Source organism: Shewanella sp. MF05913, assembly GCF_059758095.1.
On sequence record NZ_JCAYNT010000007.1, the window covers coordinates 1 to 18,717 of the forward strand.

18 protein-coding genes are annotated in these 18,717 nt (G+C 42.9%); 8 read left to right on the plus strand and 10 right to left on the minus strand.

The annotated features are described in order from the left end of the window. Positions 1 to 803: 803 nt before the first annotated feature. From ruvX to AC19MV_RS10455, 8 genes are all read right to left on the minus strand, one after another. Positions 804 to 1,223, minus strand: a complete 420-nt coding sequence (ruvX, locus tag AC19MV_RS10420) for a Holliday junction resolvase RuvX (protein WP_498298850.1) — start codon at positions 1,221 to 1,223, stop codon at positions 804 to 806. 217 nt (positions 1,224 to 1,440) lie between these two features. Continuing rightward, a complete protein-coding gene (locus tag AC19MV_RS10425; protein ID WP_498307454.1) occupies positions 1,441 to 2,001 on the minus strand; it encodes a YqgE/AlgH family protein in 561 nt (186 codons plus the stop codon). A gap of 28 nt (positions 2,002 to 2,029) precedes the next feature. Then, positions 2,030 to 2,359: a stress response translation initiation inhibitor YciH gene (gene yciH, locus AC19MV_RS10430; protein WP_432399247.1), complete on the minus strand. Its 330-nt coding sequence runs from the start codon at positions 2,357 to 2,359 to the stop codon at positions 2,030 to 2,032. A gap of 295 nt (positions 2,360 to 2,654) precedes the next feature. After that, positions 2,655 to 3,668 carry a ferrochelatase gene (gene hemH / locus AC19MV_RS10435; protein ID WP_498307456.1) on the minus strand — a complete coding sequence of 338 codons (1,014 nt, stop codon included), beginning with the start codon at positions 3,666 to 3,668 and terminating at the stop codon, positions 2,655 to 2,657. Positions 3,669 to 3,869: 201 nt separating this feature from the next. After that, positions 3,870 to 4,403 carry a glutathione peroxidase gene (locus AC19MV_RS10440; RefSeq protein WP_498307457.1) on the minus strand — a complete coding sequence of 178 codons (534 nt, stop codon included), beginning with the start codon at positions 4,401 to 4,403 and terminating at the stop codon, positions 3,870 to 3,872. Positions 4,404 to 4,522: 119 nt separating this feature from the next. Further along, positions 4,523 to 5,623: a putative porin gene (locus tag AC19MV_RS10445; protein WP_498307459.1), complete on the minus strand. Its 1,101-nt coding sequence runs from the start codon at positions 5,621 to 5,623 to the stop codon at positions 4,523 to 4,525. A gap of 303 nt (positions 5,624 to 5,926) precedes the next feature. Next, positions 5,927 to 7,039 (minus strand): PilT/PilU family type 4a pilus ATPase, encoded by a 1,113-nt coding sequence (locus AC19MV_RS10450; protein WP_432399251.1) that lies wholly within the window; start codon positions 7,037 to 7,039, stop codon positions 5,927 to 5,929. A gap of 11 nt (positions 7,040 to 7,050) precedes the next feature. Next, positions 7,051 to 8,088: a type IV pilus twitching motility protein PilT gene (locus tag AC19MV_RS10455; RefSeq protein ID WP_432399252.1), complete on the minus strand. Its 1,038-nt coding sequence runs from the start codon at positions 8,086 to 8,088 to the stop codon at positions 7,051 to 7,053. A 27-nt stretch (positions 8,089 to 8,115) separates the two neighbouring features. Here AC19MV_RS10455 and AC19MV_RS10460 point away from each other — a divergent pair, with 27 nt between their 5' ends. The 8 genes from AC19MV_RS10460 to AC19MV_RS10495 all read left to right on the plus strand — a co-directional run bounded on the left by AC19MV_RS10460 (position 8,116) and on the right by AC19MV_RS10495 (position 15,929). Continuing rightward, a complete protein-coding gene (locus tag AC19MV_RS10460) occupies positions 8,116 to 8,802 on the plus strand; it encodes a YggS family pyridoxal phosphate-dependent enzyme (protein WP_498307460.1) in 687 nt (228 codons plus the stop codon). A gap of 107 nt (positions 8,803 to 8,909) precedes the next feature. Next, positions 8,910 to 9,368, plus strand: a complete 459-nt coding sequence (locus AC19MV_RS10465) for a hypothetical protein (RefSeq protein ID WP_498307461.1) — start codon at positions 8,910 to 8,912, stop codon at positions 9,366 to 9,368. Between the two features lie 55 nt (positions 9,369 to 9,423). Next, entirely contained in the window at positions 9,424 to 10,242 is an 819-nt protein-coding gene (gene proC / locus AC19MV_RS10470) for a pyrroline-5-carboxylate reductase (protein ID WP_498298839.1), read from the plus strand. Between the two features lie 159 nt (positions 10,243 to 10,401). Beyond that, the gene (locus AC19MV_RS10475; RefSeq protein ID WP_432399256.1) at positions 10,402 to 10,950 is read left to right on the plus strand and encodes a YggT family protein; all 549 of its coding nucleotides are present in this window, start codon (positions 10,402 to 10,404) and stop codon (positions 10,948 to 10,950) included. Between the two features lie 111 nt (positions 10,951 to 11,061). After that, positions 11,062 to 11,517: a DUF4426 domain-containing protein gene (locus AC19MV_RS10480; protein WP_498298836.1), complete on the plus strand. Its 456-nt coding sequence runs from the start codon at positions 11,062 to 11,064 to the stop codon at positions 11,515 to 11,517. A gap of 507 nt (positions 11,518 to 12,024) precedes the next feature. Then, entirely contained in the window at positions 12,025 to 12,657 is a 633-nt protein-coding gene (rdgB, locus tag AC19MV_RS10485; protein WP_498307602.1) for an RdgB/HAM1 family non-canonical purine NTP pyrophosphatase, read from the plus strand. Continuing rightward, positions 12,658 to 13,797, plus strand: coding sequence for a radical SAM family heme chaperone HemW (hemW, locus tag AC19MV_RS10490; protein WP_498307462.1), 1,140 nt, complete (start codon positions 12,658 to 12,660; stop codon positions 13,795 to 13,797). Between the two features lie 278 nt (positions 13,798 to 14,075). Continuing rightward, on the plus strand, positions 14,076 to 15,929 hold the full coding sequence (locus AC19MV_RS10495) for a DUF885 domain-containing protein (protein WP_498307463.1): 1,854 nt from the start codon (positions 14,076 to 14,078) through the stop codon (positions 15,927 to 15,929). A gap of 491 nt (positions 15,930 to 16,420) precedes the next feature. Here the strand turns inward: AC19MV_RS10495 and AC19MV_RS10500 are convergent, their stop codons facing one another. Beyond that, positions 16,421 to 17,362, minus strand: coding sequence for a LysR family transcriptional regulator (locus AC19MV_RS10500; protein WP_432399260.1), 942 nt, complete (start codon positions 17,360 to 17,362; stop codon positions 16,421 to 16,423). A gap of 426 nt (positions 17,363 to 17,788) precedes the next feature. Then, entirely contained in the window at positions 17,789 to 18,601 is an 813-nt protein-coding gene (locus AC19MV_RS10505) for a YggN family protein (protein WP_498307465.1), read from the minus strand. Positions 18,602 to 18,717: the final 116 nt, after the last annotated feature.

Here is an 18,717-nt window from a genome sequence, read left to right on the forward strand (position 1 = left end):
AGTAGTTAGCTAATTGCATTAGGGCTGCGGGTATATAAAACACCCGATTTACAAGCCGGATATATGAAGGCAATGAATTTGTTTATTAACGCTTCGAGATCACTTGCAAAACGGGTGGGTCCATATAAGACGGAGTAGTGGGCGGTGTTTCGGAGGTCAATCATTGTGTTGTTTCAGCGATCGTCATCCTCGTGCTTAAATCGGGGGTCAGGTGTTGCTTCACCGCCCGTCATCCTCGAGTGCTTTTATCGGGGATCCAGGTGTTTCTTTTGACTTAGATTTTAGGTTTTCAGTCTTAGGTTTTAAGATTTAACATATAAAAACTAACACCTGGATTCCGGCTCAAAAACATTGCCGGAAAGACGGAGTAGTGGGCGGTGTTTCGGGGGCCAATCATTGTGTTGTTTCAGCGCTCGTCATCATCGAATGCTTTTATCGGGGATCCAGGTGTTTCTGTTGACTTAGATTTTAGGTTTTAAGATTTAACACATAAAAGCTAACACCTGGATTCCGGCTTAAAAGCATTGCCGGAAAGACGGAGTCGTGGGCGGTGTAGGTATTTTGAAATGATGTCGTCATAGTTATCACTGAAATACTCTACACGCCCGTCATCCCTGAGTGCTTGTATCAGGGATCCAGGTGTTTCTTTTGACTTAGATTTTAAGTTTTAAGATTTTATGATTTTAAGATTTAACACTTAAGAGCTAACACCGGGATTCCGGCTCAACAGCATTGCCGGAAAGACGGAGTTGTGGGCGGTGTTTGAATACTCCAACAGCCCTAGTAGCAATCGAGTGTTGAGATTAATATTGGTTTTCAAAGTAGCTTTCGATAATCAATACGGCTGAAACGGCGTCAATCTGGCCTTTTGTTAGCGCTTTAAAGCCGCCTAGCTCAAATAATCTCGCTTTAGCATCTGCGGTTGTAAGGCGTTCATCTTGAGTGGCAATTTTCACCCCAAAGCGACCATTGATACGGTTAGCAAATTTCCGTGCTCGTTGAGTCATTTCTTGTTCTGTGCCATCCATATTGAGCGGTAAACCAACTACCACTAAATCGGGTTGCCACTCTTTAAGCAGTTTTTCGATGTCGTCCCAATTCGGAATACCATCAACCGCTTTAATTGATAATAACGGAGTTGCACTTGCCGTAATGGCTTGACCAATCGCGACACCAATACTTTTAGTGCCATAGTCAAAGCCTAAAACCGTTTGTGGTTGCATGTATTTCTCTTTGTTTAATCGTTTTAGGAGCTCGCAAGCTCGCCACTCTTAGAATCTAGGAGCTCGCGAGCTCGCCTGAGGGCGGACTTCGTCCTTCTAGGTTCTAGGTTCTAGGTTCTAAGTTCTAGGTTCTAGGTTCTAGGTTCTAGGTTCTAGCAGCGTAGCGTCCTAGCAGTGACGAAGTCACGCCCTAGCACCTAGCCGCGTAGCGATACTATTAAGCATGGCCGACTTGAGTCGACATTTGCCAGAAATTGAAGCCCAATGTTTGGGTGGCATTTTGCCAAAGCTGTTCATGGTCAACATTAAACAGTAACTCAGGAGAGGCTTTAATGGTTAACCAGGTATTGTCTGCTAATTCTTGTTCTAATTGATCTTTACCCCAACCGGCATAACCCAAAGCAATGATAAAGTTGTCAGGAGATTTGCCAATTGCAATCGAACTTAGAATGTCGCGAGAAGATGTCAGCATTGAATATTCACTGATTTCAACGCTATTAATCCAATTCTTCTGCGGCGTATGTAATACAAAACCGCGATCGGGAGAAACGGGGCCACCCACCAACACTTCTTCATTAATGGAAAACATTTGCTCTGCAGAGGGATTAAGCTCCATTTGATCGAGTAACTCTTCAACATCAACACCGATAGGTCGGTTGACCATAATGCCCATTGCGCCTTTGTCGTCGTGTTCGCAAATGTAAATCACTGAACGTTCAAAAAATGTGTCATCTAATGATGGCATCGCAATTAAAAAGTGATCTTTTAAACTATCCATATGCTCTCCCAAGTCGTGTAGTTAGCGTTTATCCACCCGCTAATTTCACGGTGAAATTCAATTTCTCTAATATGGATTTTACCAGTTCGCGATTGTCTGTTTGTACTTCAATGTTAAAGTCTTTCACTGTACCACCACAACCACATTGTTTCTTGAGTTTTTGTGCTAATTCTTTTAAGGCTTTTTCGTCTAGAGCAAGGCCTTTAATGACACTGACGCCCTTACCCTTTCTACCTTTACTGTCTTTATGAATGCGAACGACGCCATCGCCCGTTGGCACTTCTGCCTGAGCTTTAGGTTGGTCGATGCGACCTTTATCGGTACTATAAACGAGGGTGATATTAGGATCTATTCTCATAACATTTCTTTTCAATGGCCATGAGTTGAGTTTACCAAATCGTAAAAGCTGAGGCGAGGATATAAAATAAAAACGTGGGTACGCAATAGCCTAGAGCGCTGCGCTGCTAGGACGCTACGCGGCTAGATTCTATAAAATCAACAGACCACCCGCGTCGCGGCCTAGGATCTTAGCAGCGAAGCTGTCCCTAGCAGGACGCAGTCCGCCCTAGAAGCGAAGCGCCCTAGCATCTAGCAGAGTAGCGACCCTAGCAGGACGTAGCCCGCCCTCTGGCGAGCTTGCGAGTCCCTAGGACCTAAATGAAAGGTTTAACCAAATTTGCCATCATATTGATATGGTCATCATTGTCATTTAGGCATTCGATGTAACGGAAGTTTTTGCCACCAGCATCTTCAAAGACATGACGATTCTCGCCTTTAATCTCTTCTAGTGTTTCTAAACAATCAGCACTAAACGCAGGACAAATTACCGCAATATCGGTAATACCTTTTTCTGGCAGACTGCCGATGGTCATATCGGTATAGGGTTGTAGCCATTTAGCTTTACCAAAACGTGATTGGAAGGTAGCCACATATTCATCTTCACTCAACCCAAGCTTTTCGACAACTAAACGCGTGGTTTTCATGCAGAAGCAATAATATGGGTCGCCAAGATGTAAGTTACGTTCTGGCATTCCATGGTACGACATCACTAATTTTTGTGGCTTGCCATTTAATTCAAAATCTTTTTGAATTGAAGCGGCAATCGCATCGATAAAGTCGGGGTTATCATGATAAGTATTAATGAAATGAAGCGCGGGTAAATAACGCCACTTCATCATCTCTTTGGCTAGAGCATCAAAAGCGGAGCCGGTTGTCGGCGCTGCATATTGAGGATACAAAGGCAGTACCACTAGGTTATCAATGCCTTGCTTGTGCATAGTTTGCAAAGTGGTCGCCACAGATGGTGAACCATAACGCATGGCTAAGTGCACACTCACATCATGCCCTTGTGCCTGCAGCTGGTTTGCTAGTTTGGTTTGTTGACGTTGGCTGATATCAAGTAATGGTGAGCCGGCTTCAGTCCACACTTGTTGATATAACGCCGCCGATTTAGCCGGGCGAATGCGTAAAATAATGCCATGGAGAATTAACATCCACACTAACTTTGGAATTTCAACCACTCGTGGATCTGACAAAAACTCAGCTAAATAGATACGTACGGCAGATGCGGTTGGCGCATCTGGTGTGCCTAGATTCATGATCAACACGCCAGTTTTACCGCGTGCTTTATGACCGGTGTCTTTATCTAATCCTGAAAATCTAGCCAAAATATCTTCTCCGTATTCAATCTAAGTAACTGCAACAACACAAAATAGCGTAAGGTTTTATGCAACCTTACTAATACAATATCTGCTTGGTGCTGAGCTAGGTATTGGTTATCAATCAATTGTATCTTATTCTTTAAAAACAAAAAGAGCGCTAGTTATCGATTTTGATCGTCTTTAGCGCTCTTTCGATAGTGCAGCTGTTTATAATACAGACTCTATCGCTTTTTTCATTTCTTCACTGTCTGGTTTTACGCGTGAATTAAATTGTTGCACGCTTTGCCCATCGCCAGAGACTAAATATTTATAAAAGTTCCATTTAGGTGAATCACTTTTCTCGCCAAGGTATTTAAACACCGAATTGGCATTATCACCTCTTACCGGCGATGTCGCGACCATGGTAAAGCTGACACCGTAATTGATAAAACAAACATCTGCCGTTTTCGCTTCATCTTTTTCTTCTTGGAAAAAATCGTCAGAGGGGAAACCAATCACCACTAAACCTTTGTCGGCGTATTGTTTGTGCAATGCTTCTAATGCGTCAAATTGCGGCGTAAAACCACAGTTTGATGCGGTGTTAACAATTAACACAGGCTTACCTTGAGTCAGCTCGCACAAATTGACGTTTTCTTTTGAATGTAATTTACGCGCATCGACATTAAGGTATTCAGGACAGCTTGCCGCTGACACACCAACACTTCCCGTTAATAGCGCGATTGATGTAATGTACTTTATCATTTTGCCAGTCCTTTACTCAAATTACACCCAATAAAAAAGGTATTGATAATCAACTTATCAATACCTTAGCAGATTTCACATAACAGTACGTATTATGGCAATGTTAAGATCATTCGCGTTTAGAAATAAAAACCCACATTGATGTTTAATCTTGAATGCCAGGCCGTGTCACCGTTGTCGATACCAACACCTGGGCCGTTAACGAAGTACATGTTTTTACCGGCAATCCAATCCACATAAGAATACAGTTTACCCGCAGTAATAGCACATCCGGTTACGTTCTGAATTGAGTCATCTAAGCCTTGACCAGACGCCATCACCTGACTGTAATCGTTATAACAAGTTAATTGAGTAATCGGTCCCCAGTTAACATCAAATGACTTAGCAACGTTAACGATTGCCACATCAGCTTCAGCAGCTATATCAGATTGATACTGGAATGCACCAATCGCAATACGGTTGCTGTCTACGTCATAGTCGTAATGCATATATTGAACTTGTAATTGCCATTTTTGCCAGTCCGCTTGCCAATGTGCAGCTGCTGCGATGCTGTCTGTGTCGTCACCGTTGATGTTTGCCGCATCAGCCACAAAATCTAACTGGCTAAACTGCAGCGAACCACCTAACTTGTGAGTCACCTCACCGGTGGTAAATTCACGTTCAATACGTGCGTTGATTTGGCCAGACTCTTCGTATGGAGACTCACCCGTTGTTGCTACGTCAAACGAGTAACGGTCATAACGAGAGCCATCGCCGTATTCGTCATTGGCAAAATACGCTAAGTCATAACGCCAGCCATCTTGTTCGTTTTTATAATGCACACCTGCATCGTAATCATCTTCGAAACCAAGGTAATAAGCAGCGCTAAACCAAAATGAGTGAGCGGCATAAGGTAAAAAACCAAACGGCACTTGGGTTACGCCTACTTGAACTGATTGTGCATCATCAAACTGGTAACCCATATAGGCATGATGGATAACATCCATATCTTGATACCAACGGTATTGAGCTGATGCAAATAAGCCATCTTTCGCTTTGTAATTGACGTCGGCACGGAACAATTCAAACTCTAACTTTGCATTGTCGTCGTAATCTTTCCAACCGTAGTTAATACGAACCGCACCACCAATATCAACTTCATCGGTCACTTTGACTGCGAGTGCTGAACACGAAAATAATACCAGTGAAGTAGAAAGTGCGAACTTTTGCCATAAAAACATGAGGCATCCTTGAGAGGTTTAAAATATAGATGTTATAAATTAGTCCTGATCATAGCAATAAAGCTCATAAGTTGCTGCTAATAACCTCTCAAAAAGTTAAATGACCTGAAGCGGAGACAACAAAAAGCGCTTAAACAGCCCTTTGCCCTGCTAACGGCGTTTAATCGACTTGTAATAGACTCATCACTTCGCGCTGTTAGCAAAAAAAGGACACGTTTGAAAGATATAATAATTAACGTTTGGACCTTTAACATTATCCTGATCTCTTATCCAGAGATCAGGATAGATAGTGGCAGGGAATGACTAATCCATGTCTAGCGTAATGCCTTCCATTGACCCCGCTGAGGTAGCTTCGTTACCTTGCAGTTTAATCATTAAGCGTAAATCATTTGGAGAATCGGCGTGGTGCAATGCATCTGCATAGCTAATTTCGCCTTCGAGGTATAAATCTAACAAGGCCTGATCGAACGTTTGCATGCCCTGCTCACGTGATTTACCCATGGTTTCTTTAAGAAGATGCAACTCATTTTTGGCGATTAAGCTGGCCACACGAGGGGTATTGATTAACACTTCAATGGCGGCTCGACGCCCTGTTCCGTCTGATTTTGGGATCAGTTGCTGCGCAACAATACCGCGTAAGTTTAACGATAAATCAAACAGTAATTGATTGTGTTTACTTTCTGGTACCAAATGCATAATACGGTCAAGTGCTTGGTTAGCGTTGTTGGCGTGTAAGGTCGCCATACATAAGTGACCTGTTTCAGCAAACGATAGCGCAAACTCCATGGTTTCCTGCGTTCGGATTTCACCAATTAAGATAACATCTGGCGCCTGACGTAATGAACTTTTGAGTGCGGCGTCAAACGAGTCGGTATCGATGCCCACTTCTCGCTGAGTAATAATACTTTTACGATGGTTGTGTACAAATTCGACAGGGTCTTCAATCGTTAAAATATGACCGCGAGAATGAGCATTGCGATAACCGACAAGTGCTGCAAGCGAGGTTGATTTACCGGTACCAGTACCACCGACCATAATGATTAAGCCACGTTTACTCATGACCAAATCTTTAAGAATGGCTGGCAGTTTCAAGTCATCCACTTCAGGAATATTGGTTTCAATGCGGCGCATTACGCATCCAGCAGATTCGCGCTGCCAAAAAGCGCTAACACGAAAACGCCCTAAATCTTTAGCGGCAAAGGCAAAGTTACATTCACTGCTGTCGTGAAATTCTTTCTTTTGCACATCGCTCATTAACGATTCAACAAACTCTAAAGACTGTTGCGGCGTTAACTTAGTTTCAGATAGTTGACGTAATTCACCGTCTATTTTGGCACTGGGCGGAAAACCCGCTGTGATAAATAAATCTGAGGCCTTTTTCTCGACCATAATATTTAAAAACGGACGAACATCCATGATCCTAATCCTTAAAAATTAGCTTGTTTATTCGAGCTTTTATGCATTGCATCTTCACGAGTAATCAGCCCGCGATTAACCAAGTTTTGTAAACATTGATCTAGCGTTTGCATACCATGAGCCATACCGGTCTGAATGGCAGAATACATTTGTGCCACTTTATCTTCGCGAATAAGGTTACGAATTGCTGGAGTACCCATCATAATTTCGTGCGCCGCAACTCGGCCTCCACCAATTTTTTTGATCAATGTTTGCGAAATAACGGCCTGCAGTGATTCAGACAACATGGTTCTCACCATGCCTTTCTCACCTTCTGGGAATACGTCGACAATACGGTCAATAGTTTTTGCGGCTGAAGTGGTGTGCAAAGTACCAAACACTAAGTGACCGGTTTCGGCGGCGGTCATCGCTAAGCGGATAGTTTCAAGGTCACGCATCTCACCAACAAGAATAACGTCGGGGTCTTCACGCAGCGCACTTCGTAATGCGGCATTGAAGCTGTGGGTGTGTTTATGCACTTCACGTTGGTTAACCAGGCATTGTTTATTTTGGTGAACGAATTCGATAGGATCTTCAATGGTCAAAATATGTTCGTGACGATTATCATTAATATAATCGACCATGGCCGCTAATGTGGTTGACTTACCAGAACCCGTTGGCCCGGTAACAAGGACTAAACCACGTGGATAGCTGGAGATTTTTTTAAAAATTTCCGGGGCACCTAACTGCTCTAATGACAAAATGTCCGATGGAATGGTACGAAATACTGCACCGGCACCACGAGATTGGTTAAATGCGTTAACACGAAAACGCGCTAAGTTAGGCACCTCAAATGAAAAATCGATTTCAAGGTGTTCTTCATAGTCTTTTCGTTGCTTATCGTTCATGATGTCGTAAACAAGGCTATGAACACCTTGATGATCGAGTGCGGGTAAGTTAATTTTACGTACTTCGCCGTCAACTCGGATCATGGGTGAAACACCCGCAGAAAGATGTAGATCTGATGCTTTGTGTTTTACACTAAAAGCGAGTAATTCAGTGATTTCCATTGTAGAGACATCCATTTAGCCAACATTATGACAACAATAGCAGACAGAATATCAATCGCCCAGAGTAGAATTAACCAAGCGGCGCAAAATTGTTCGAGATTACCCAGCGACATAAGCTTGCTTGCCGTGAGTAAAACCAAGCCAATCAACGACATTATCGCCGCGTATGAGGCTGGACAACGCCAATTTGGTGAAAATTATGTCCAGGAAGGTGAAACTAAAATCACCACACTTGCAGCCGATTATCCCGACATCGAATGGCATTTTATTGGCCCATTACAATCAAACAAAACCAAAATTGTTGCTGAACATTTTGATTGGATGCATACCGTCAACCGCGACAAAATTGCCCAACGATTAAACGACCAACGCCCTGATAATAAAAAGCCGCTAAATGTGTGTATTCAGGTCAACATTAGCCAAGAGGACAGTAAATCTGGTGTTGATGCGAATCAAGTCGCCACGTTAGCACTTACTATCAGCAAATTGCCTAATTTAAGGTTGCGCGGCTTAATGGCTATTCCAACTGCAACAGCCGACACTCAATTACAACAACAAGAGTTTGCTAACCTTAAAACACTGTACGACCAATTACAGCAGCAATATCCGAGCATCGATACCTTATCGATGGGCATGAGCGGCGACATGGACATTGCCATTGCTAATGGTTCGACAATGGTGCGTATCGGCAGCGCCATATTTGGTGAACGATAAATTCTAGGTACTAAGAGCTCGCAAGCTCGCCACTCATAGAATCTAGGAGCTCGCAAACTCGCCTGAGGGCGGACTTCGTCCTTCTAGGTTCTAGGTTCTAGCAGCGTATGCGCCCTAGCAGCGAAGCGACCCTAGCAGTGACGAAGTCACGCCCTAGTAGCAAAGCGACCCTAGCAGTGACGAAGTCACGCCCTAGTAGCAAAGCGACCCTAGCAGTGACGAAGTCACGCCCTAGTAGCGAAGCGACCCTAGCAGTGACAAAGTCACGCCCTAGTAGCGAAGCGACCCTAGCAGTGACGAAGTCACGCCCTAGCAGCGAAGCGACCCTAGCAGTGACTAAGTCACGCCCTAGTAGCGAAGCGACCCTAGCAGTGACGCAGTCACGCCCTAGTAGCGAAGCGACCCTAGCAGTGACGCAGTCACGCCCTAGCAGCATAGCGACCCTAGCAGTGACTAAGTCACGCCCTAGTAGCGAAGCGACCCTAGCAGTGACGCAGTCACGCCCTAGCAGCATAGCGACCCTAGCAGTGACAAAGTCATGCCCTAGCAGCGAAGCGTCCTTTTAGGTAACATATATAACAACAGGACATAAATTCACTCTATTTATTGGATGTAATTGAAATGACTCAAGCAAAAGTATGTTTTATCGGCGCGGGCAACATGACTCGCAGTATTATTAGCGGCTTAGTCAAACATGGTTATCCAAGTGCCCTTATCCACGCAACCAATCCAAGCAAAGGTAAGCTTGATGCATTGAAGCAAGACTTTGCCATTGAAGTGTCACACGACAATGCTGCAGCTGCACAAGCTGCTGATGTCATTGTACTGAGTGTTAAACCACAATTAATGGAAGCCGTTTGTGATGCATTGAGTCATCTTGATTTAGCCAATAAGTTAATCATCACTATCGCTGCAGGTATCCCCGCAGCGCGTTATTCGCAATACCTTAAGCAACCGATTAAACTTATTCGTACTATGCCAAACACACCGACCCAAATTGGTTATGGCATGACCGGTATTTATGCTGGAGATGATATTTCTGCTGAGCATAAGGCCATTTGCGAAACCTTAATGCAAAGCGGTGGTAAAGTGGCGTGGGTAGACAGCGAGGATGGTTTAAACCAAGTGATTGCACTTTCTGGCAGTTCACCAGCTTACTTCTTCCTGTTTATTGAATCGATGATTGCATCGGGCGTCAACATGGGCATGGCAGAAGACAAAGCCAGATTACTGGCAGAACAAGCGGCACTGGGTGCTGCACAAATGGTGATTCAAAACCAACAACTGTCTGTGGCACAATTACGTCAAAATGTGATGTCAAAAGGCGGCACAACAGCTAGAGCGGTAGAGACATTCCAAGAAGGCGACCTAGGCGGTTTAGTCGATAAAGCCATGAGCAATTGTGTGGCTCGTGCTGAAGAGATGGCTAAAACGTTTTAATAAACCACTAAGCTTGATGATATAGAGTTCAGATGAAGGATTATTTATCTCAGTGTAAAAAGCTTAGTGATAAGATTATGGCGCGTAGTAAGACAAACTAACGTTAAATAGGCAAATGAGCCTTATCCAATTCAATGATATAAATGTAAGGCAATATTCATGAATGCAATGGTTTTTTTGATCAACACGGTGTTTGATTTATACCTTATGGTAGTCATTCTTCGATTTTGGTTACAACTGGCTAAAGCCGACTTTTATAATCCGTTCAGCCAATTTGTAGTCAAGGCAACACAACCCATTGTCGCGCCAATGCGCCGAGTGCTGCCGTCAATAGGCAGTATCGATACCTCATCAATTTTATTAGCACTTATCGTTGTTATTGTAAAAATGTTAGTGCTTACTTTCATCGCAGGTGCTGGTGTTGATATTTTAACCATCTTGTTATTTTCTGTGGTATCAGTGCTTAAAAATGCGGGCGTATTGCTGTTTTGGATGCTACTTATCCGTGCAATTTTGAGTTGGTTTAATCAAGGCTATAACCCAGTGGTGATGATTATGACTCAGTTAACAGAGCCAATTTTAGCCCCTGTGCGTAAAATTTTACCGTCTCTTGGCGGCTTAGATTTATCGGTACTGGTGGTGTTTATTGCGATGAACTTCTTAAACATGCTATTTGCACAGTACATTCCATTTTGGGCAATGATTTAAGCGATACGCTTTTCACTATCGCCTATTTAAAACTGAATTTAAAAGAGCAGCTAAGTGTTAATAGCTGCTCTTTTTATCTCTAAAGTTACAAGATCAATACAGGACTCTACCATGTTAAAATCACTGTTAAATTCGCGTCGTATCGTTAGTGCGTTATTGTTATCTCTTGCCTGCATTACCAGTGCTGCCTATGCCGAACAAAAACAGCAAGTGGGTAATTTTGATATTCACTACATGGCACTTAACAGCACCTTTATCACCCCAGAAATTGCCAAAACTTACGGTATAGAACGCAGTGGTTATAATGGTTTGGTGAATATCACCGTATTAAATACTAACCTGGAAGGCAATCCTCCTGTAGCCGTTGAAATCTCTGGCATCGCCAACAACCTCATTGATGCGCGCATGACACTCGACTTTAAAGAGATCCGCGAAGGAGATGCTATTTACTATATTGCCGAAGTGCCTTTCAGAGACGATCAAGATGTCAATTTTGATATCGCGATAAAATATGCAAATCAACTCAATACATCACTTAAATTTAAGCAAAAGTTCTACGTAGAATAAGAAAGCGCTACGCTGCTAGAACGACCTACGGTCTCGAGGACGCTGCGCTGCTAGAACGACCTAAGGTCTCAAGGATGCTGCGCTGCTAGACGACCTGCGGTCTCAAGGATGCTGCGCTGCTAGAACGACCTACGGTCTCGAGGACGCTGCGCTGCTAGGACGACCTACGGTCTCAAGGACGCTGCGCTGCTAGAACGACCTGCGGTCTCGAGGACGCTGCGCTGCTAGGACGACCTACGGTCTCAAGGACGCTGCGCTACTAGGACGACCTACGGTCTCAAGGACGCTGCGCTGCAAAATCTATTAACTAAATCTTAGCAGCACAGCTGTCCTAGCAGTGACGAAGTCACGCCCTAGCACCTAGCAGCACAGCGACCCTAGCAGTGACGAAGTCACGCCCTCTAGCGAGCCTGCGAGTTCGGCCGAAGAACCATAGTACATCGCAGCTTTGTTAGCGTATAATGTGGCAAATTTTTACCTTAGGTCGACCAATTCATGCAATCTCCCATTCAACACATCGTGCTTGCCAGTGGCAACAAAGGCAAACTTGCCGAATTTGCGCAAATGTTTACCACTTATGGCATCGAAGTTCTGCCTCAAAATCTGTTTAACGTGCCAGATGTTGCAGAAACCGGTACCACATTTGTTGAAAATGCCATTATTAAAGCGCGCCATGCGGCTGAAATAACCGGAAAACCTGCAATAGCAGATGATTCAGGCATCGAGGTTGACGCATTACAAGGGCAACCAGGTATCTATTCAGCGCGCTATTCAGGCGCTGGCGCCACAGAAACCAGCAATTACCTTAAGCTGTTAGATGCACTAACAGGTGAAACCCAACGCTCTGCTCGTTTTCAATGCGTATTGGTGTATATGCGTCACGCTAAAGATCCAACACCGATTATTTGCCAGGCAGCCTGGGAAGGCAGTATTAACTTAGCGCCACAGGGTGAGCAAGGCCATGGTTACGATCCCGTGTTCATTCCACACGGCTTTGATTGCAGCGCAGCAGAACTTACTAGTGAGCAAAAAAATGCCCACAGCCATCGCGGTAAAGCGCTTGAACTATTAATTAATGCCATGAAAGCACAGGGTGTTATTCAGTCACAAGACCAACAAACAGTAGATGGCGGCCAATAAATGACCTTGCAACTGCCACCGTTAAGTTTGTATGTGCATATCCCATGGTGTGTTCAGAAATGTCCTTATTGTGACTTTAACTCCCATGGCCAAAATGGCGAGCTACCGCAGCAAGAATATGTGAATGCATTGCTAGCAGATTTACAAGCTGATTTAGCATATGTACAAGGCCGTAAAATACACACTATTTTTATCGGTGGTGGAACCCCCTCCTTGTTTGATGCCAGTCAAATTCAACGTTTTCTTGAGGGCGCGAATGCATTAATTCCATTTGAAGATGATATTGAAATTACGATGGAAGCAAACCCAGGCACGCTTGAACATGATGACTTTAGCGCTTATCGAGCCGCTGGGGTAACAAGGTTATCAATTGGGGTACAAAGTTTTTCTAAAGAAAAGCTTAATTTACTGGGTCGTATCCATGACGAAGATGAAGCTAAGGTTGCAGCACAAAAAGCCAAACAAGCCGACTACTTAAGTTTCAACCTCGACTTAATGCATGGCTTACCGAACCAAAGCTTTGATGAAGCCATGCACGATATCGATACGGCGACAGCGCTAGCACCACCGCATTTATCTTGGTATCAACTCACTATTGAACCAAACACCTTGTTCCATTCAAAACCACCACAGCTTCCAGACGATGAGAACTTGTGGCAAATATACGAACAAGGACAAAAAAAGCTCGCGGCGTTAGGTTACGAGCAATATGAAATTTCCGCTTATGCAAAACCGGGATATCAATGCCGACATAATTTGAACTACTGGCAATTTGGCGATTACCTAGGCGTAGGCTGTGGCGCACACGGTAAAGTCACCTTGCCTGAGCAAAACCGAATTATCAGAACCGTTAAAATTAAGCATCCTAAAGGCTATCTCGCCGCAGACAACTACACCTTTGAAACATCTGATGTGATTGAAGACGATCGTCCTTTAGAGTATTTGATGAATCGCTTAAGGCTGATGACACCCATTGCTAAAACAGAGTTTGAGCAACGTACAGGGCAATCTGCAGATGTCGTTAAGGTTGGCATGACAAAGTCGATAAACAGAGGCTTACTCACTGAAACAGACACCCATTGGCAACTCACGCCAAAGGGGCACATGTTTGTCAATGATTTACTGTCACAGTTTATTTAACCCGACTTAACTCATATACAACACCTTGTAAAACGTGCCCATTAGCAATCGCTTGGGCACCTATTCCCCTCATTTTTGCGCATGCCTTGCTGATTAAATTAACAAGTCAGTCATGCGCCTTATTTAAGCCCTTCTACACTCTCGGTGAGCCATCACTTATTAACGCGGAATGGTATAACAATAACAAAATACACACTTTCTAACATTTCAATTAACACATTTAGTGAAAGCTTGATTAGGATGTCAGCCTATAAATTGTGTACTTTAGGAAGATATCGATGTCCCTCAAAACCAAAACGACTATTATTGCCGTGGCACTATCAAGCTTATTAAGCACAACTGCTATTGCACACTCGCACACAACTGCCCCATTAAACCAACAAGAAACCAAGGCAGTAGCTCTTAATAGCGAGTCAGAAAAAGCCAACGCATTGTTTGAAGACATCTTCATGGAAAATGTCATGTCCAGCCCTGTTAATCAAACCTACCTGGGCATCAAAAAAGACTACGACAAATGGAATGACTTGTCAGAAGCTGCGGCAGATGCCGATCTTGAACGCGCTAAAAAGCAACTTGCGCAACTTAATGCATTAGATGTAAAACAACTCGATGAGCAAACGTCACTGAGTTTTGAGTTATTACATGCACGCCTAGTGCAAGCCATTGCTGACGATAAATGGCGTTACCATACCTACCCAATGAACCAAATGTATGGTGTTCATTCGATGGTGGCAGCCATTCTTATTAATCAACATCAAATTACAGATGAAAGCGATGCTAAGGCTTATATTAGCCGTCTGAATGCCACTGAAACGTTGTTAGCTCAGCTAGAAGCTGCATTAGAACTGCGTGCAGAAAAACAGATTATTGCGCCTAAGTTTGTGTTTGCTTATGTGATGGCAGACAGTGAGAATATTATTTCAGGCGTGCCGTTTACCGACACAGGCAAAGATAATGCACTTTGGGCTGATGCCAATCGTAAAATTGCTAAGCTCGATATCAGTGACGATAAAAAACAAGCCTTACTAGCAGAAGTGAAACACGCTTTACTCACCAAAGTTAAGCCCGCATATGAACAATTAATCCGTTACACCAAAACCCTAGAAGCGCGCGCGGATGATCGTGATGGTGCCTGGAAGTTACCAAATGGTGAAGCATTTTTTAATAATGCGCTTGCCCGTACTACCACCACTAATATGACAGCCAATGAGATCCACGACCTTGGATTGTCTGAAGTGAAGCGTATTCATAATGAAATGCGTATCATCATGAAAAAAGTCAATTTCTCTGGCACTTTGCCTGAGTTTTTCACTTTTATGCGTGATGACAAACAGTTTTATTACCCAGATACCAAAGCAGGCCAACAAGCATATTTAACAGAAGCAAAAGCGTTAATCGATAATATGGAATCTCGTTTAGACGAGGTCTTTAAAGTTAAACCCAAAGCAGCTTTATTGGTTAAACAAGTTGAATCATTTCGTGAAAAGTCTGCCGGCAAAGCATTTTATGACCAACCTGCACCAGACGGTTCACGCCCGGGCACTTACTACGCCAACTTATATAAAATGGATGCCATGCCTAAATACCAAATGGAAGCATTGGCTTACCATGAAGGTATTCCTGGCCATCACATGCAAATAGCCAAAGCACAAGAGCTGCAAGGCATTCCTCAGTTTCGTAAATTTAACGGCTACACAGCCTATGTTGAAGGTTGGGGATTGTATTCTGAGTATTTCCCTAAAGAAATGGGCTTATATGCTGATCCATATTCAGACTTCGGCCGATTATCAATGGAGTTATGGCGCGCCTGTCGCCTAGTGGTTGATACAGGTATTCACACTAAAAAATGGACACGCGAACAAGCGATTGCTTACTACGTTGAAAACACGCCAAATGCTGAGTCTGATGCGATAAAAATGGTAGAGCGTCATATTGTTATGCCATCTCAAGCGACCGCTTATAAAGTGGGTATGCTGAAAATTTTGTCCTTACGCGAACAGGCGAAAAAGCAGCTTGGGGATAAATTTGATATCCGCGAGTTTCATAATGTAGTGTTACGAAATGGTCCACTGCCGCTCGATGTACTCGAAGAACAAGTCAACAAATGGATTAAGCACATAAAAGCGGCGTAAAAAATATGCCAGTAAAGCAAGCTTCCATATCTTGATTTACGATATCAAAAATGCAGCAACCTGAGGTTGCTGCATTTTTTATTGAATTGAATTAAACGGAGAAAAAACACAAAAAAATAACCCCAGATCAATGCCTGGGGTAACCAAAAAAACTAGGATGATGGTTTCAAAGCTGACATGGTTTTAGTTTGGAACAAACAATTGTCAGCACTGATTCAAAACTCGCTTGGTTGCCGATTTGAGCCTCAACTGAAAAGGGGTCATTTCTCAGAAAACGCATATTCAAATCATTTTGAATCAACTACCTCCCATTGTATTTAAATAAGAACAGAGTGCAATAACAAACATGCCGATATTCAGTAAGCCATTGATTAATTATCCGCTAAATAACTAAACAATGAAAAACTTAAGCATATGATAAATATAAGATAAAAATAAAGCCGCAAGGTAATATGCGGCTTTGTTTTATTTAGTAAACAATGTTTCCACTTTTACTTACGAAGTTTGTATAAATGTTCGAATTTAGCATCCCAATATGGTGGGCTACTGATGTGCGTTTTAATGAAATCGATAAATGAACTGACTTTAGGTGCCAAATGCTTACGACGTGGATAAACCGCCTGCAAGGGTAAATTATGCGTTAATTGCCAATCTGGTAATAACGGCACTAAAGTACCTTGAGCAATTTCATCTTCCATTAAGTAACTGGCAAGATACACAATCCCTAAACCACTTACTGCTGCCGATTTAAGTGCAGGAGCGTTATCAACACGGAAGTTACCCGAAACACCGATTTCGCAGTAATCTTCACCCTTTTTAAATTGCCACATGCTGTGCTCGTGCCACTCACCTTGATACACCAAGCAATTGTGTTCAACCAACTGTTCAGGGCGGCTAATATTTCCATGTTGAGCAATATAACCTGGTGATGCAACAAGCAAAAACTGACATTTCATTAGCGGTCTAGCAACCATACCTAAAGGTAGTTGCTCAGACATTGTTAACAATAAATCTAACCCTTCACTGACAACATCCACTTTATGGTCAAGTAGACTGACTTGCAATTCAAGCTCTGGGTGACGAGCCATAAATTCTGGCAATGCTGGAATAATATGCATGGTACCAAATGATTGTGAAATACCTACTTTCAACACGCCACGAGTGGCATCATTTAAGTTATGCACACTTGAAACGGCTTGTTCAGCATCGCGAAGTAATTCTTCACCTTGAAGGTACAGTAAATTACCTGCTTCGGTCAGGCTTAAGCTACGTGTAGTACGTTGAATAAGTTGTACACCAAGTTTGTGTTCAAGATCTGCGACTTGAGTACTGACTTTAGATTTAGAAATGCCAAGACGTCTGGCTGCAGCACTAAAACTTCCTGCTCGTGCAACGTGAGTAAAAATTGCGATAGGTTCTAACAGTTCTAACATGGAAGTCGCCTTAAACTGGTTACGACATTAATAAAATTCAGGTGCTTGTTGAATCCCAAATATAAGCAAGTCAACTGCCACATTTGAGTTAAACATTCACATCAACTCAGTCATATTTATCGAATTAGATTGAAAAAAATGGCAGAACACGCAAAAGCTGTTATCCGACACTCATTTTTGTCATCGTTAAACATAACCGCATCTAAAGTAGAGTATATTTTTTCTTATAATTTGGGTGAGTATAACAAAAAAACACTATATGGCTCTATATTTATAATTGACAATTTTTTTATCAGAACAAAGAAATTAAGCTACGACAGGCAGATGAGGGCTTTAGGCACATAAAAAAAGCCCCTGTGTCTTGAAAAAGAGCACAGGGGAAGTCAGGTGTCATATCAGGGAGACGGGTTGACTAAATAAAACAACTTATTTGGTGGTTTCACCGAGTTTAGCTAACGTGTATGGCGCAAGTTCAGGAATGGCTTCTCGCGCTTGGCTTTCAAGCACTAATAACGCTGCAAAGTTGTCGCATACGGTTGTAGCTCGCGCTTCAAGCCCTTGAGACTGTGACTCAAGTTGCTTCTCAATATCGGTGCCTACATTGTCCATTTTTTGCGAAAATGCATTCATTTTCTCTTCAAACGTACCACCTTCTGATGACATAATTTGACTGCCCAGGGTCATCATTAGCGATCCCATTGAACTCGTTACCATTTGTTCAATTTCTTGCTCAAACTCTTTATTGAAGGTTTTCTCTATTGAGGCTTCTGTTGAGCCAAGGTAAAACTTATCACCTTGCTGATAGGCCATGGTATCGACTCGCTTTTGAATACCGACCATGAGTTTGTCTATTTGCATACCCGCAGCGTCGCCAAAAACAGGCGTCAGCGCCATATTAACGGCCTGAGTAGCGATAGAAACCACGTCACCGACTAAATCGATAACATCAGGCACTTGGCGCGATAACTCTTCTGAGTATTGGGTTAACAGTTTTTGCTGCTTATCATCTAAGGTCACATTTTTGCCATCAACATACAGTTGACCTAATTCAACACGGTATTTTTCATTGCCATTATCACTGACCTGTAAAGTTGTCGGTTCCACGGTGACATCGTAGTTTAACGTGACATTACACTTTTCATCATTTAGTGACATTTTAGCCATAGCGGGTGTCCATGCTCCTGCTGTAAACAGCAAGCTACTTACCGCTAAACTACAAATTAACTTTTGTTTGGTCATGATAAAAACCCTTTTAGTATAAGAATATGAGTAATTGGTCTGGATATAGTGATTACTAAGCACAAGTTGTGCCAATTCCGTAACCCACTAATTTATAGAAGATAAAACGATTTAGA

What these genes read in the sequence shown, in the direction of transcription:
- AC19MV_RS10475 (WP_432399256.1), top strand. Translation starts at nt 10,402, where the DNA reads ATGAATGCAATGGTTTTTTTGATCAACACGGTGTTTGATTTATACCTT.
- AC19MV_RS10500 (WP_432399260.1), bottom strand. Translation starts at nt 17,362, where the DNA reads ATGTTAGAACTGTTAGAACCTATCGCAATTTTTACTCACGTTGCACGA.
- AC19MV_RS10505 (WP_498307465.1), bottom strand. Translation starts at nt 18,601, where the DNA reads ATGACCAAACAAAAGTTAATTTGTAGTTTAGCGGTAAGTAGCTTGCTG.
- ruvX (WP_498298850.1), bottom strand. Translation starts at nt 1,223, where the DNA reads ATGCAACCACAAACGGTTTTAGGCTTTGACTATGGCACTAAAAGTATT.
- AC19MV_RS10480 (WP_498298836.1), top strand. Translation starts at nt 11,062, where the DNA reads ATGTTAAAATCACTGTTAAATTCGCGTCGTATCGTTAGTGCGTTATTG.
- AC19MV_RS10455 (WP_432399252.1), bottom strand. Translation starts at nt 8,088, where the DNA reads ATGGAAATCACTGAATTACTCGCTTTTAGTGTAAAACACAAAGCATCA.
- AC19MV_RS10440 (WP_498307457.1), bottom strand. Translation starts at nt 4,403, where the DNA reads ATGATAAAGTACATTACATCAATCGCGCTATTAACGGGAAGTGTTGGT.
- AC19MV_RS10495 (WP_498307463.1), top strand. Translation starts at nt 14,076, where the DNA reads ATGTCCCTCAAAACCAAAACGACTATTATTGCCGTGGCACTATCAAGC.
- AC19MV_RS10450 (WP_432399251.1), bottom strand. Translation starts at nt 7,039, where the DNA reads ATGGATGTTCGTCCGTTTTTAAATATTATGGTCGAGAAAAAGGCCTCA.
- hemW (WP_498307462.1), top strand. Translation starts at nt 12,658, where the DNA reads ATGACCTTGCAACTGCCACCGTTAAGTTTGTATGTGCATATCCCATGG.
- AC19MV_RS10425 (WP_498307454.1), bottom strand. Translation starts at nt 2,001, where the DNA reads ATGGATAGTTTAAAAGATCACTTTTTAATTGCGATGCCATCATTAGAT.
- proC (WP_498298839.1), top strand. Translation starts at nt 9,424, where the DNA reads ATGACTCAAGCAAAAGTATGTTTTATCGGCGCGGGCAACATGACTCGC.
- AC19MV_RS10460 (WP_498307460.1), top strand. Translation starts at nt 8,116, where the DNA reads ATGACAACAATAGCAGACAGAATATCAATCGCCCAGAGTAGAATTAAC.
- AC19MV_RS10465 (WP_498307461.1), top strand. Translation starts at nt 8,910, where the DNA reads ATGCGCCCTAGCAGCGAAGCGACCCTAGCAGTGACGAAGTCACGCCCT.
- AC19MV_RS10445 (WP_498307459.1), bottom strand. Translation starts at nt 5,623, where the DNA reads ATGTTTTTATGGCAAAAGTTCGCACTTTCTACTTCACTGGTATTATTT.
- yciH (WP_432399247.1), bottom strand. Translation starts at nt 2,359, where the DNA reads ATGAGAATAGATCCTAATATCACCCTCGTTTATAGTACCGATAAAGGT.